A 13,966-nucleotide genomic window follows, 5' to 3' on the forward strand; every position below is an offset into this window, starting at 1 on the left:
TTTTCTCACTTTATATATATAGATAATCAGCCATCACGGAAAGCCTGAATGGGGAAGTCCAAAAGCTCCGTTAATTAAAGAAGCGGAAATCTTACACTATATTGATAACTTAGATGCAAAAATGAATATGCTGGATCGAGTATTAGATCGAGTGAAACCAGGGGAATTTACGGAAAGAGTTTTTCCGTTAGAAAACCGTTCCTTTTACAAACCAACATTTCATAAATAAAAAGACTAGGATGAGTTCACTGAGTTCTCATCCTTTTTTTTGCATCCCAAAGATAAATGCTGCTTTTGCTAATCAAGTAATGTAATTTCTTGCAAAAAAGCCGATAAGAGGGAATAATCTAGTTTTTCTAGCATAGGATGAAATAAAAGATAGAAATTACTAGAAAGGGGTAATTTTCAATGCTAGGAATTCCACTTTGGGTTATTTTTGTATTGGGAGGAATTGCAATTAGTGCGATTATGGCTGTTAAAACTGGAAAAGAGGATAGAGCAATTGAAAATGAAATAATTGAACGGGAAGGAGAGGTTTATATGAAAAGACTAGAAGAGGAGAAAAAACGTAGAGATGGAGAAGTGAGGGTGTATGAGAATTAAACAACTGCTTGAAGTTTCTATTTAACTCTTTTTTTACAGTGGTAAATGGCAGTAAACTGTCTGTAAATAATTCGATTGGTTCAACTAACCAAACCAATAGTGTGATAGGAAAAAATCACCGTTGAGGGAAGTTTTACTTTCTTTGATACAAAGGATTAAATGTATAAGATTCATTCCTAAATAGCGTTTCTTCGTTTAATGGAAATGAATTTTGTAGATTGGATTCTTTGTTTTTTTATGTCTTTTCCATAAAGTTATTTGAGATGCTATTTTTTTGCGCCTTCCATTCCTTATAAAAAAATGGGTATATGTCCTGTTCCGAATTTAGGGCGAATACATATGATAAATTGAGCTTGAAAAAGAGCTCAAAGAATTCGCGTTAAGCAAATTCATAAGGTTGTTACGGTTTATATGGCAAAAGATGAAGTGAGAGTGGTAATACAGTACAAAGTATTATAAATATTAGTTCATTCTTTTATGGAGGATCTAAAATAAGATCTGTGGCTAACAAGTGACCAATAACATCCAATAGGGACGGACGAATATTGATAAAAAACAAATTTAGAATAAGTTGGTTATGGTTGTATGGAAGCCAATAAATAAAAGAAAGTAGAAAAACCGAAACACCATGTAATTTTTAAACAAATGGTAGCAACCTTAAAGGAGGTGTTACTATGGGTAACGTATACGGCGGAGGTTTTGCCTTAATCGTTGTATTGTTTATCTTATTAGTTATCGTTGGCGCTGCATGGCTGTAAGCTATAATAGCGTATAAAGGCAATCTTACTAGGATGAGTGCCTATTTATGCGCCAAAGAACAACTGGAACGATAGAGAGAGGAGGAATCTTCATGTCTGGTGGAGGAGTTTACGGTGGAGGCTTTGCTTTATTAGTAGTACTATTCATCTTATTAGTAATCATCGGAGCAGCTTGGCTATAAGTTGATCTGAAGGCATATAAAAAGAAGCAAGTGTAATAGTCTGTTTGGACTGCTATTACATTGCTTCTTTTCTACATATCTCCGTATATAAGACAGAGTTTGTTTAGTTAAAAAAATCTTAAAAAAGAATATCTACATAGGAAGAAATCAAAAGAATGGTAATAAGAACATTTATCGTTCGAAAGACTTTTGGTTGTTTTTCTTCAGGAATTTCTTTTTGTAAACATAGGGCATTTGTTAGTCTATTAATATTATATAAAATAAAAATAGCTAAAATAATGAAAATGGAGATCATCATTGATTCCCTCCTTTAAGCAGAATTTATTGTATGATATTTACATTATCAAATAACAGGACAAAAAGATAGTATTATCAACTATTTTAGGCAGTAAACTTAGATTCTTCGTCAGAAGGATTTTTTGCCTCCTTACAATCTATCTTTCTAGGAGGCTAGAAAATCAGTCGTTCTAGTTTTATCTCATTATATGTTTGGTAAAACAATAATAGTATCCATTTAAGATAATTCACTTACATTATTTATTAATATCTCAAATCCATCCTCGTTTTCTTCTACATAGCAAGAACGTGGTGATTTCCAGAGGTTTTTTATCCGAATGAAATCTGGAACACAAATACCTGTATGATAAGCGAAAATCATTAAAAAATAATGAACATAGCTCGTGAAAAGGAAGCAAGATACAAGTAATAATCCACTAATGATGACAAAAGGAAAAATTAGTGCGAATTGAAATTGAATTTTTCCGATTGGTTCTTTTACTTGAATGTGTAAAACAGGTAAAAATTGTACATTCCATGTTTTCTTAATTTTATCCCCTAAATGAATCATTGGTAATAAATGCAATAATTTGTGTAAAGGATATATAAGCAATATAGATGTCATAAATAATAAAAAATAATCGTCAGAAAGTTTGTTATTTGCATAATAGGTTGTTATTGGTACATATAAGAAAAGAAAACAACCAATCGTTGTCATAGAAGACAAAATAAATAGGCGCTGCGTTCCATATTTTTTATGGAAGTTGACAGTCTTCCAACAGTTCATGTTAATACCCTCCATAGGGAGAAATTTTTAGCTACTTTTAATAATAAATTCTCGCTTGAATAACTAATAATTGGAAGAATATCTTTTTCTTTTTCTTATCTTGCGTTTAATCAAGCAAACTTACCTTGATACTTTACGACGAAAAGAGTAAAAAATCAATAGGCTCTTAATACAAATTTATGACATTTATTAAAAATATTATTTGCAAACAGAAAAATATCATGCTTTATATGTATTTTACTTACATTTGTAAAACTTATTTAAATTTTCCGAAAAAAAGATAAGAAAGCAACCTGCTCTCTTATCTTTTTTACCACCGGTCAAGAATGTCCCAAACCTAGAGTCCTATTCCCCAATTTCTATTTCTCTATTTAGAATATACTGGATCTTTTTTCTTTAGATGTCCTTCATCCTCTTCCAAAATATCGTCAAGATTAGAAAAGGATTTTTCGAAAATTTCAATAAAATCGTCTCCATAAATATGCTTAACGATTGTCATCATTTCTAGAAGCTCTGGAAACTTTCCATATAGATTTTTGATTGGCAAGGAGGCGGATAATGCTGAGCTATTATTTGGATTATAATCTTCCATAATTTGAACAAATACTTCTTTCCCTTTATCTGTAAGGCAAATATACGTATTTCTTTTGTCATTTTCTTTTTTCGAGAATTGTAGTAGTCCTCTTTCTTCTAATTTCTTCGAAAAATTAAATGCTGTTGAGACATGCATTACTCCGAAATTTGCTACATCTGAAATAGATGCTCCGTTTAGCTGGTAAGCAATCCAAAGTATGTGGTGCTCATTAATGTTCAAATCATACGGTTTAATCCAGCTTTGCCAATCTTTCTCGATTGCCTTCCATAATGCTTTGCTAAGTTGTCCGATTCTTTGAGTAAAGAGTAAAGCATCCTTCATTGAAATCTGACTTTCATTCATCCACAATCACCTACTTTTCTGTTATCTATAAACATTATGCCAATAAAACAAAAATTAATAAAGATAAAAATTAACAAAATTTTTAGAAATAAGAATTTTTATTTAAAGTAAGCGCTTAATTGAATAGATATGTAAAAAAGTAAATAAAAATTCATGTATTTGTTTAGACATATTTGAGGAAATAAAGTTTGGGAAGGATAGAAAAAAATGAAAGTGGGGAGATTACCTGTCTAAAAAATTATGGATTAGGAAAAAAGAAGGGAGAAGTTTTTTTGGAGAGTGAATAAGAAATTAATTGTTGAAAAAGAGAAGTAAAAAAATGGAATGTGATAATTGGTAGAAAAAGGACTAGGAAAATTATATGCGAATAAAGATTTAACATTGTTGTGTTAGAAAAGGTGACATAACTAAGGCGATTTTGAATAGATAAAAAAATGGAGGGATTCCTTGTTAGAAAACCTCCACTTTTTTAAAAATTTTTTGCCATGTAAAGACTAAGCTATTTTAAATCATTTTCTAACTCATTAATGGTTGATTGTAATTCATCGAGTTCCTGTTGAAGTAATTCCTGATGTGGCTTAATTTCTTCTTTCCACGTATCTAAGGATTGTTTAAGGTCTTCAATAAAGTCGCTTAAAACTGTTTTTCCTTCTACAGTAACAGTTTTAATGGAATCTTTTATTTCATTTAAATCGATTTTTAATTCTTGAATATGTTGTAGAAAAGCTTTTCCATTATCATTGCAGACTCTTCTCACTTCTTTTCCTGAGTAAGGAGTTGTCAGTAAGGTAGTAATTCCAGCTGCAATTCCTCCAATTAAAAATCCTGATAAGAATGATTTTGCGCTCATTTGCTAACACCTCGCTCTTTTTCCTTATTATAACGTAATCAAGTTATCATTACTATTTTTAAGGATATTTCGTATTTATTAGAGGTGATTGTTTTGAAAATCCTTCATAAATTTAGCTAGTTCGACAACATGTTCCAGTGGAACAGCATTGTATATAGAAGCTCGGCAACCTCCAACAGATCGATGACCGTTTAGACCAACAAATCCTGCTTCCTTTGCTTCCTGTAAGAAGGCCTTTGTAAGCTTTTCTGACGGCAAAGTGAAGGTTACGTTCATTTTTGAACGGCTCTTTTCTTCTGCATGTCCTCGGTAAAAACCATTACTTTGATCCATAACATTATATAATTGTTGTGCTTTTTCCTTATTTATGTTAGCTATTCCTTCGATACCACCTTGTTGTTTCACCCATTTTAGTACTAGAGATAAAAGATAAATACCTAAAGTAGGAGGGGTATTGAATAATGAATTATTCTTAGCATGTGTATGATAACTTAACATAGTTGGCAAAGTGTTATCTTCTTTAATTAAATCTTTTCGAATGATAACTACCGTTACGCCAGAAGGTCCAAGATTTTTTTGGGCACCGGCATATATAATGCCAAATTGTGATACATCAATTGGTGTACTTAAAATATCACTGGACATATCAGCTATTAAAGGTACAGATAAATTTGTTGGATAATTGCTCCATTGAGTTCCATAAATCGTATTGTTGCTTGTAATATGCAGATAAGCAGCATCCTTTGGCAATTCAATTTGTTCAGGATTCGGAATATATGTGTAGTTATCCTCTTTACTAGATACTGAAATTGCTGTATTGCCAAGTTTAGCGGCTTCTTTGATTGCCTTTTCTGACCATACGCCAGTCAGTGCGTAATAGGCCGTTTTATTTTTCGGAAGCAAGTTCATTGGTACCATCGTAAATTGAAGACTTGCTCCTCCTTGTAAAAAAAGAATGTCATAATTATCTGGTATGGAAAGTAGAGACGTAAGGAGCTCTTTTGCTTCATTATGTACAGCCTCATAGTCTTTGCTGCGATGGCTTAATTCCATTAAAGACATTCCTGTATCATTAAAATTCAGCCAATGCTCCTTTGCCTCTTGTAGAACCCATTCAGGTAAAGCAGCTGGACCTGCATTAAAATTATATGCTCTTTTCAACGTTCTTTCCTCCTAAATTCACTTTTTCAACTAGTAATGTGGTAAAGACAAAAAGATTACCCTTATACTAACAAATTCCGCTGATTTGTACAGATTAAAAAACACCTTTTTTGAAAAAATGAGAATTTTTCAAAATGGTGTTTTGGGGTTTTGTGCTATTAAAAAAATATTTTCCCCAGCTTCGAAAATGTTTATAGTTGATACGATAGGGGAGAAAGAACGAATGAGATGAAATGGAAATTATTATTATATAGCTTTTGGAAAAAATGAATTTTTTAAGAAAAATCTTTACTCGCTGTTACTTTTGTCTCTTTACTTCACTTTTTCTTTAATTTTATCGGCAATTTCTGTTAATTCTTCATTTGAATATCCGTCGAAATTTGTTTTCCATACTGCGCCGAATCCATCCCCTTTTCCGTATCTTGGTATGAGATGCATATGATAATGGAAAACAGACTGTCCCGCTTTTTCGCCATTATTATTTAAGAGATTTAAACCAATTGGTTCATAAGCCTCTTTAATTGCAGATGCAATACTTGGTACCACTTCAAACAGATTGCTTGCTATTTCAGGGGTTAATTCGTAAATATCTTTCACATGTTTTTTAGGTATCACCAATGTATGTCCCTTTGTTACCTGGCTTATATCTAAGAAAGCCATAACATGTTCATTTTCAAAAACTTTTTTAGATGGAATTTCGCCAGCGATTATTTTGCAAAAAATGCAGTCACTCATAAAAAAAACCTTCCTTCATTATGTATTACCAATATTTTAACACAGGAGCTATTTTAATGAACACCAAAAGGAAAGAGGATGCCTTGTAAGGAGCCTCTTATCATAAATGTTCCAAGTGAGAAGTTTAAGTTAACTCCTTTAACATGGAAATACATGATAAGAATACCTTGTAAGGACACCCTCTTTTTGAAGGAGAGAACTTCTATTTTTATCGTTCAGGGTTCTTCTCTTTGATAAACACCTCATTTAAAAATGAATTGTTTTACTTTTATGAGAAAAATCGATCATTGTTCAAACGAACCATCCCCTTAAATGTCTTTATAAGTTTATCAACGTATAAAGATTGGATGACAGTCTGCGACAAACACCTCATTTCAAAGTGGAAATGATTTATAAGGCTGCTTTTGATAGAAAGCAACTTGGTGTTACTGATCTTATGTTTATATCTTGCTTATGCAAGGCAAACATCCCCTTTTAAAAACGAATGGAAGTTTCTTTTAAAAGATCTCTATAGAATCTTTTGCAAACACCTCATTTAATATTGAAGTATATACTGCAATATTTCATTGGTGCTCCCCTTCAATAAATAGAATGTCCTGATTAAGAATTTATATACAAAAGAATTAAAAGTTTTTCTGCACAATCATTTTTAATTAACGGAGAATGTTGTTAAACTATAGATAATACATATTGGAGGTACAAAATATGGCGTTGTTAGAAATAAAGAATGTTACTGGGGGATATACAAAGAATCCTGTTCTAAAAGATATTTCTTTTTCCATCAATAAGAATGAGATGGTCGGTTTAATTGGGTTAAATGGTGCAGGGAAAAGTACTACTATTCGTCATATTATTGGCTTAATGGAACCCCATAAAGGAGAAATATTCATTAATGGAAAGACGTTTGAAGGGGACAAAGAGGCCTATCGAAAAGAGTTTACCTTTGTGCCAGAAACACCTATATTATATGATGAATTAACATTGGAAGAGCATTTGAAAATAACGGCGATGGCATATGGATTATCTCAATCTGACTATCAAAAGCGAATGGAAGCATTATTAAAAGAGTTTCGAATGGAAAAAAGATTAAAATGGTTTCCTGCTCATTTTTCTAAAGGAATGAAGCAAAAGGTGATGATTATGTGCGCTTTTCTAGTGGAACCATCTCTTTATATTGTGGATGAACCATTCGTTGGATTGGATCCACTTGGTATTCAGTCTTTGCTCGATCAACTTAAGAGAATGAAGGAAAAGGGTGCAGGGATTTTAATGTCTACTCATATTCTTGCTACTGCAGAAAGATATTGTGACCGGATTATCATTATTCACGAAGGAAAAATTAAATGTCAGGGAACGATGGAGGAATTAAGGGCGGCCTTTAATATGCCAGGTGCTACACTGGATGATCTATATATTCTTCTAACAAAGGAAGAAGAACATGTTTGAATTTAATGAAAAGCAATTATGGAAAGATAGAGCTGGACAAACAGCAAAAGAATATGGTCAATATTTAAAGTATATTTTCAATGGACATCTTGTGATAGTGTTAGTGTTTTTGTTAGGAACTGCAGCCTTTTACTATCAAGCCTGGCTGAAAACGATTCCCGATGATTTTCCTGTGGCGCTTATTATGAGCATTATCCTTACTTTTTTTCTGACAAATAGTCCTACCTATACCTTTTTAAAGGATGCCGATCGGATCTTTTTGATTGCTGTTGAGATGAAAATGAAGAAATATTTTCTGAAGTCAATGGTGGTTAGCTTTGTTATCCAAGGATATTTACTGTTGATCCTTTTGGCAGCACTAATGCCGTTGTATGCACAAGTACATGGGGGGGACTTTAGCCGTTTTTGGTATTTACTAATTGTGCTATTGATCACGAAAGGGGCTAATTTGCTTATTCGCTGGCATGTTCAATATTATGTAAATGTTCACTACCATTACACAGATACTGTTGTGCGTTTCTTTGTGAATTTAGCTATACTTTATTTATTATTTGCAGATGCTTCTCCCTACTTTATTCTTGTTTTACTCCTTATCATGGCATTTTTGCTTGTTTATTTCCAGAAGGAGACAAGCAAGAAAGGGCTAAATTGGGAATATTTAATCGAACAGGATGAAAAAAGATTAGCCTCTTTTTATCGTTTTGCGAATATGTTTACAGAGGTACCTAAACTAAGAAATCGTATTAAAAGAAGACGTTTACTTGATTTGTTGTTTAGTCGAATTCCTTATGCGAAAGATAAAGTGTTTGCCCATTTATATTGGAGAACCTATATACGTGCAGGTGACTATTTTGGACTAACACTAAGGTTAACTGTGATAAGTGGAATTTTCATCTTTTTCTTATCTTTTGGACCAGGTCAAGTTTTCATTAGTGTATTATTTGTTTTCTTAACTGGTTTGCAGTTATTGCCGCTTTGGAATGCTTATGATAACAAGCTATGGATTACTATTTATCCAGTCGAATCCTCTTATAGAGAAAAAGCTTTTAAGCAAATAATGGCTACTATTTTAGGATGGCAAGGATTTGTTTTAACGCTTATTATTGCACTTAAAGGGGACTTTTTATATGCAGTGATTTCTTTAATAGTTAATGGAGCCTTTATTGCTTTTTTTGTTTTAATGTATATAAATAAAAAAGTGAAACATTCCTAAAAGATAAGGAGCTTTAAACCTTCATTTGCCAAGGATTAAAGCTCCTTATTGATTAGTAGAAAAAAAGGGAACTATTTGTTTATAGTCAACGTAATAATAAGCAAAAGGAGGAATGCAGATGAATGAATATGAACAGAGAGCATTCATAGAAGTGGAGGAGTGGAAACGTAAACTTCAAAAACGTTCTTCTATTTTAAATAGAGTATCCAAGAAGGCACAGAATAAAATAAATGCCTATATCCCCGATAAAATTCAGCAAACAATTACCGAAGCGATCAAACAGATGATCCAAGCGACGCTTGCTGGTAGCAATATATTAAAGAAAAAGAATCTGCCACGATTTCACACTTTACAAGGAAAAGATGAGGAGTTAACGAAAAAGATTGGCCAATATAAAAAGATCGCTGTTGTAGAAGGCGCTGGAACTGGTGCCGGTGGGATTCTGCTTGGATTGGCTGATTTTCCACTATTACTTTCTATTAAAATGAACTTTTTGATGGAAACAGCAACTATCTATGGATATGATACGGACAAATTAGAAGAAAGAATCTATTTGCTTTATATCTTTCAGTTAGCTTTTTCAAGTGAAGGCAAACGAAGAGAAGTTTTAGAGGTAATCGAGAATTGGGAACAAGAAAAGCAAAAAGTTGCGGGTCTTAACTGGCAGGAGCTACAACAGGAATATCGGGATTTTATTGATTTTGTGAAAATGCTTCAGCTTGTCCCAGGGATTGGTGCCGCAGTTGGTGCCTACGCAAACTATAATTTATTAGATCAATTAGGTGAGGCTGCTAAAAATGTATATCGCTGGCGTTATTTTCAAGAACAGAAACAATTAAAATAAAGAGGGTGGGACAAAACAAAATAACTAATCATTAAAGACGAACAATATTTAATTTAGCTCTAAAATAAAGCTACTTAATCTCTGTTTTTAAATATAGGTAAGTGTAAAAACCAAGACGTTCCATTGCGCTACAGACGCACGATGCGCCGGGGAGGAAGCTGAGCCTCCTCGCTGCGCTGCGGGGTCTCAGCCTTCCCTCTATTTCCCGCAGGAGTCGACCGTCCTCCGCTCCATTTCACTTCGGTTTTAAACCTTTTTCTAAAAAACAAACACGAACTTTTATACAATATAATTACATTATAGTTCGTATTTACTGTTGGTTGAAATACTTATGTCCCAGCCTCTTTTGATTCTGGAATTTACGATATTTTAATTGTATTCGTTTCTTCTTCAGAAAAGGTAAGATTGTAATTAATTGCAACAGACCCAAGTGTTTTTGCTGCAATAAGCATTGCTTTTTCGTTAATATCGAATCTTGGATGATGGTGTGGATAAGTAAGGCCGTTTGCATCAGGCATTGCACCTGTAAAGAAAAAAGCTCCTTTTCTATGCTGAAGGTAATAGGAAAAATCCTCACCTGTTAATTCTGGTTCTCCTTCTTGCACAAACACTCCTGGAATGTTTTCGGCACAACGAGCTAAAAAAGAAGTTTCTTCTGAGTGATTGACAACAGCTGGATATCCATCATCATATTCAAATTCATACGTGCTATTCGCTGTATAGCAGGTTCCTTTTATCACTCTTTCCAGCTCTTCTTTAATAAGTGCTTGCGTTTCTAAATTAAATGTTCGAACTGTTCCTCCTATTGTAGCTGTATCAGCAATTACATTAAAAGCATTTCCAGATTCAAAGTAGCCTACTGTTAAAACAGCATTGTGGATTGGGTTAACTTTTCTGCTGACAATTTGTTGAAGATTAATGACGAGTTGGGAAGCTGTAACAAGAGAATCTTTTGTCTTATGGGGCTGTGCTCCGTGTCCACCTTGTCCTTGAATCTTGACTTTAAATTCATCGGCAGCAGCCATCATTGGACCAGGTTTATAGGAAACAGTACCTGTAGGAAGCGTCGCCCATAAATGAGTACCGAATATAGCATCCACATTTTCGAGACAGCCAGCTTCAATCATCGCTTTTGCTCCACCGGGGTTTGATTCCTCTGCGTGTTGGTGAATGAAAACGAAATTTCCTGACAATTTTTCTTTAGATTCATGTATTACTTTAGCAAGGATTAATAATGTCGCTGTGTGTCCATCATGACCACAGGCGTGCATAACACCTGGAACCTTTGATTTATAAGCAACTTCTTTCTCATCCTGTATCGGAAGGGCATCAAAATCAGCGCGTAAAGCAACTGTCTTGCCTGGTTTTCCTCCAGTTATTTTTGCTACTACTCCATTTCCGCCGATGTTGCCAGTAACCTGAATTCCTAATTTTTCATAGAAAGAGATGATATACTGAGCTGTTTTATACTCTTTAAATGATAATTCTGGATGCTGATGAAGGTATCTTCGTATTTCGACCATTTCGTCATAATAGTTCTCTAATTGTTCCCATATTTCTTCTAGCATCTCTTTCACCTCGTTTTACTATTTTGAATATTTTTATTATAGCATGGAAAAAGTAGGAGGATAGGAGAAAGGTAGATGGAAAAGGATTAGTTCTTAATTTTCCCCTATCCTAATGAAGGGAATGTTGTTAAAATAAGGTTTAAATGGAATATCGTATGGAGGGCAAAACATGGATATTAGAAAATCAAAAATGGCTTGGGGTCTGTTAATCCTTTCGTTCTTATTTTTTATCCTTCTTATTATTGGCGTATCTGGTCAGGAGAAATTGGCCACTGATACAGCGATAACTGATTTTATACATATCCTTTTTTCAACTAGCTTAAATCCTTTTTGGGAAGGGGTATCTAATTTAGGAGATAAGATTGGGATTGGAATCATTGCCTTGCTTTTCATCCTTTTTCTTTGGTGGAAAAAGAAAGATTATGCTGGGATTGTCACATTTGTTCTATGTGTGGGAATAGGTAATGAATTAAATAAATGGATAAAGGATCTAGTAGCAAGACCTAGACCGATAACAGCGGATGCTATAGAGGCAGACAGTTTTAGTTTCCCTAGTGGGCATGCAATGGTAGGATTGCTTCTCTACTTGTTTATTGCCCATCTTATCGCAAAGGAAATAAAAGCAAATGCAGGGAAACTAATATTAGCAGGTGCTGCCTTTGTATTAATTCTACTAATTGGGATAAGCAGAATTGCTTTAGGGGCACACTATCCAACAGATGTTATTGGTGGCTACTTATTAGGAGGAATCTGGTTATTTATATGGGTAGGTTTGTACGAAACTTTTAAAGATAGACTGAATAGACGTAAGAATGAGGCTGGGACATAAGCGGTGCAACTAATAATAAACACGAATTTTTATGTGGTTAATTTACATAAAAATTCGTGTTTATTAATTTGGAAAAAGGTTTAATAATGAAGTGAAATGGAGCATCTGTAGCGCAATGGAACGACTTAGTTTTTACGCTTAACTATATTTAAAAACTAAATTAGAAATTGTAGCTCTTTAAAGATTAGTTATTTAGTTTTGTCCCAGCCTTTTTTTAAAAAATATGAAGCTTAATACCTTGATGGTTTATTAGTGTGGTCCGGCTGTCTATTTAGATAAGAAACATTGCGAAAATGGTGGTAACCGCTAATCCGATACAAACTGGAAGAAGATTTCGTCTAGCTAATTCAAATGGATCGACATTACAGATTGCAGCAGCAGGAATTAACGCCCAAGGCACTAAAGTTCCGCCACCAACCCATATTGCAGCAATTTGCCCTAAAGCAGTTAAGGTGCTTATGCCACTGCCAATTGCATGGGCAAACAAACCAGCAATGGATCCTGCTAAAGAAATTCCGGAGAAGCCAGAACCGTCTAAGCCTGTAATAACACCAACAGCAGTTAATGTGACTGCTCCAATTTCTTTCGTTAATGGAACAGTGGAAGCTATAGCAACTCCGAGATCATTTACAATTCCGTGTGACTCTTTTGGAAGAAAGTCTCCGATAATCGTATTAAAGCCTGAGTCACCTAAATAAAAGAATGCGGCAATGGGAATAACTGGACCAAAAACTTTAAAGCCAAATTGAAAACCTTCGATTAAATAACTGGTTGTTTTTTCTAACCCCTTGTTTTTATAGCTTACTAGTGTAATTAAAAGAAGAATAATAATGGATGTTCCTCCAACTAGTGCAGTAGCATCTCCACCTTGTAAATCTAGAAGAAACATGGCAACTACGTCAAGAATAAAAAGAATCGGAATAAGAATGGCAAATAATTTCTTTTGGGTTCTGCTAAGCAGTAATTGATTAACTGAAGGAAGTAGTTCTGATGTACTGGAAGATTTGATGCCGGTCGAATAAGTTAATGTTCCTCTTTTCATATCACGTTTAATAAAATAGAAAGCAGAAATAGTGGTCACAAGTCCCATAACAATAACTAGGGGAATACTTGCATGCATGACATCTTGCACAGGGATACCAGCAGCATCTGCAGTTAGCTTTGGAGCTGCTTGAATAATATAGTCTCCTGATAGAGCGATTCCATGACCAAACAAGTTCATAGCCATGGCAACAGCAATTCCTGGCAAACCAACACGCAGCGCGACTGGTAATAAAACAGCACCAATTAATGCTACTGCAGGAGAAGGCCAGAAAAAGAAAGAAATCAACATCATTACGATACCAATCGTCCAATATGCAAGACTTGGTGAACGAATTAATTTCGAAAAGGGAGAAATCATCACATCATTAATCCCTGTTTTTGTCAAAATTTTGCTCATTGCAACGATTATGGAAATGACCACAATAGTAGGTAACAATTCTGTGATCGCAAAGATAAAACTATTAAAAATACTGCTAATCGACGTGCTTAATGACCCAGTTGCTGTAATGGCTAAAAGAAAGATTCCGACAATACAAATAAATGTTGTATCTCTTCTCATAACCATAAATCCGATAATAAAAACAATAAATAATACATATATCCAATGAAGTGCTGTTAATTCAATACCCATTTAATGCAGCTCCTTTCCCGATTTAAGGTCGATAATGCAATAGGCATTTATCACAATTCGGTTAATACAGACTATGTGGCTGCATGTAAAAGGTGATAAGTC

At 34.0% G+C, this 13,966-nt stretch carries 15 protein-coding genes and 1 pseudogene; 8 read left to right on the forward strand and 8 right to left on the reverse strand.

Annotated elements, in window-relative coordinates:
* Nucleotides 1-22 precede the first annotated feature (22 nt).
* From ACWNMZ_RS06840 to ACWNMZ_RS06855, 4 genes and pseudogenes are all read left to right on the forward strand, one after another.
* Nucleotides 23-229, forward strand: a pseudogene (locus ACWNMZ_RS06840) (3'-5' exonuclease); the annotation flags it as partial.
* A 179-nt stretch (nt 230-408) separates the two neighbouring features.
* Nucleotides 409-603, forward strand: a complete 195-nt coding sequence (locus ACWNMZ_RS06845) for a sporulation YhaL family protein (RefSeq protein WP_031536670.1) — start codon at nt 409-411, stop codon at nt 601-603.
* 674 nt (nt 604-1,277) lie between these two features.
* Nucleotides 1,278-1,361, forward strand: a complete 84-nt coding sequence (locus ACWNMZ_RS06850; RefSeq protein WP_035416275.1) for a YjcZ family sporulation protein — start codon at nt 1,278-1,280, stop codon at nt 1,359-1,361.
* A gap of 92 nt (nt 1,362-1,453) precedes the next feature.
* Nucleotides 1,454-1,543 (forward strand): YjcZ family sporulation protein, encoded by a 90-nt coding sequence (locus tag ACWNMZ_RS06855; protein WP_035416274.1) that lies wholly within the window; start codon nt 1,454-1,456, stop codon nt 1,541-1,543.
* A 118-nt stretch (nt 1,544-1,661) separates the two neighbouring features.
* On the opposite strand, the gene ACWNMZ_RS06860 is transcribed toward ACWNMZ_RS06855, so the two are convergent.
* The 6 genes from ACWNMZ_RS06860 to ACWNMZ_RS06885 form a co-directional block, all read right to left on the reverse strand.
* The gene (locus ACWNMZ_RS06860; protein ID WP_035416273.1) at nt 1,662-1,841 is read right to left on the reverse strand and encodes a hypothetical protein; all 180 of its coding nucleotides are present in this window, start codon (nt 1,839-1,841) and stop codon (nt 1,662-1,664) included.
* 216 nt (nt 1,842-2,057) lie between these two features.
* The gene (locus ACWNMZ_RS06865) at nt 2,058-2,606 is read right to left on the reverse strand and encodes a DUF3267 domain-containing protein (RefSeq protein ID WP_449598450.1); all 549 of its coding nucleotides are present in this window, start codon (nt 2,604-2,606) and stop codon (nt 2,058-2,060) included.
* Between the two features lie 367 nt (nt 2,607-2,973).
* Nucleotides 2,974-3,543 carry an HTH-type transcriptional regulator Hpr gene (locus tag ACWNMZ_RS06870; RefSeq protein ID WP_031536667.1) on the reverse strand — a complete coding sequence of 190 codons (570 nt, stop codon included), beginning with the start codon at nt 3,541-3,543 and terminating at the stop codon, nt 2,974-2,976.
* A 499-nt stretch (nt 3,544-4,042) separates the two neighbouring features.
* Complete coding sequence (locus ACWNMZ_RS06875) at nt 4,043-4,393, reverse strand: YtxH domain-containing protein (RefSeq protein WP_031536666.1); 351 nt, start codon at nt 4,391-4,393, stop codon at nt 4,043-4,045.
* 78 nt (nt 4,394-4,471) lie between these two features.
* The gene (gene serC, locus ACWNMZ_RS06880; protein ID WP_031536665.1) at nt 4,472-5,554 is read right to left on the reverse strand and encodes a 3-phosphoserine/phosphohydroxythreonine transaminase; all 1,083 of its coding nucleotides are present in this window, start codon (nt 5,552-5,554) and stop codon (nt 4,472-4,474) included.
* A 312-nt stretch (nt 5,555-5,866) separates the two neighbouring features.
* Nucleotides 5,867-6,289 (reverse strand): HIT family protein, encoded by a 423-nt coding sequence (locus ACWNMZ_RS06885; RefSeq protein ID WP_349204132.1) that lies wholly within the window; start codon nt 6,287-6,289, stop codon nt 5,867-5,869.
* A 705-nt stretch (nt 6,290-6,994) separates the two neighbouring features.
* Here ACWNMZ_RS06885 and ACWNMZ_RS06890 point away from each other — a divergent pair.
* The 3 genes from ACWNMZ_RS06890 to ACWNMZ_RS06900 all read left to right on the forward strand — a co-directional run bounded on the left by ACWNMZ_RS06890 (nt 6,995) and on the right by ACWNMZ_RS06900 (nt 9,792).
* Nucleotides 6,995-7,735 (forward strand): ABC transporter ATP-binding protein, encoded by a 741-nt coding sequence (locus ACWNMZ_RS06890; protein WP_031536663.1) that lies wholly within the window; start codon nt 6,995-6,997, stop codon nt 7,733-7,735.
* Nucleotides 7,728-8,948, forward strand: coding sequence for an ABC transporter permease (locus tag ACWNMZ_RS06895; protein WP_349204131.1), 1,221 nt, complete (start codon nt 7,728-7,730; stop codon nt 8,946-8,948). The genes ACWNMZ_RS06890 and ACWNMZ_RS06895 overlap by 8 nt, the downstream gene beginning before the upstream one ends.
* Nucleotides 8,949-9,066: 118 nt before the next feature.
* The gene (locus tag ACWNMZ_RS06900) at nt 9,067-9,792 is read left to right on the forward strand and encodes an EcsC family protein (protein ID WP_031536661.1); all 726 of its coding nucleotides are present in this window, start codon (nt 9,067-9,069) and stop codon (nt 9,790-9,792) included.
* Nucleotides 9,793-10,151: 359 nt separating this feature from the next.
* Here ACWNMZ_RS06900 and ACWNMZ_RS06905 read toward each other — a convergent pair whose 3' ends face one another.
* Entirely contained in the window at nt 10,152-11,360 is a 1,209-nt protein-coding gene (locus ACWNMZ_RS06905) for a M20 family metallopeptidase (protein WP_349204130.1), read from the reverse strand.
* A 169-nt stretch (nt 11,361-11,529) separates the two neighbouring features.
* Between ACWNMZ_RS06905 and ACWNMZ_RS06910 the strand changes: the two genes are divergently transcribed.
* Nucleotides 11,530-12,189: a phosphatase PAP2 family protein gene (locus ACWNMZ_RS06910; protein ID WP_349204129.1), complete on the forward strand. Its 660-nt coding sequence runs from the start codon at nt 11,530-11,532 to the stop codon at nt 12,187-12,189.
* 271 nt (nt 12,190-12,460) lie between these two features.
* On the opposite strand, the gene ACWNMZ_RS06915 is transcribed toward ACWNMZ_RS06910, so the two are convergent.
* Nucleotides 12,461-13,864: a hypothetical protein gene (locus ACWNMZ_RS06915; RefSeq protein ID WP_031536657.1), complete on the reverse strand. Its 1,404-nt coding sequence runs from the start codon at nt 13,862-13,864 to the stop codon at nt 12,461-12,463.
* Nucleotides 13,865-13,966: the final 102 nt, after the last annotated feature.

The sequence above is a fragment of the Niallia sp. Marseille-Q9988 genome (genome assembly GCF_976954375.1).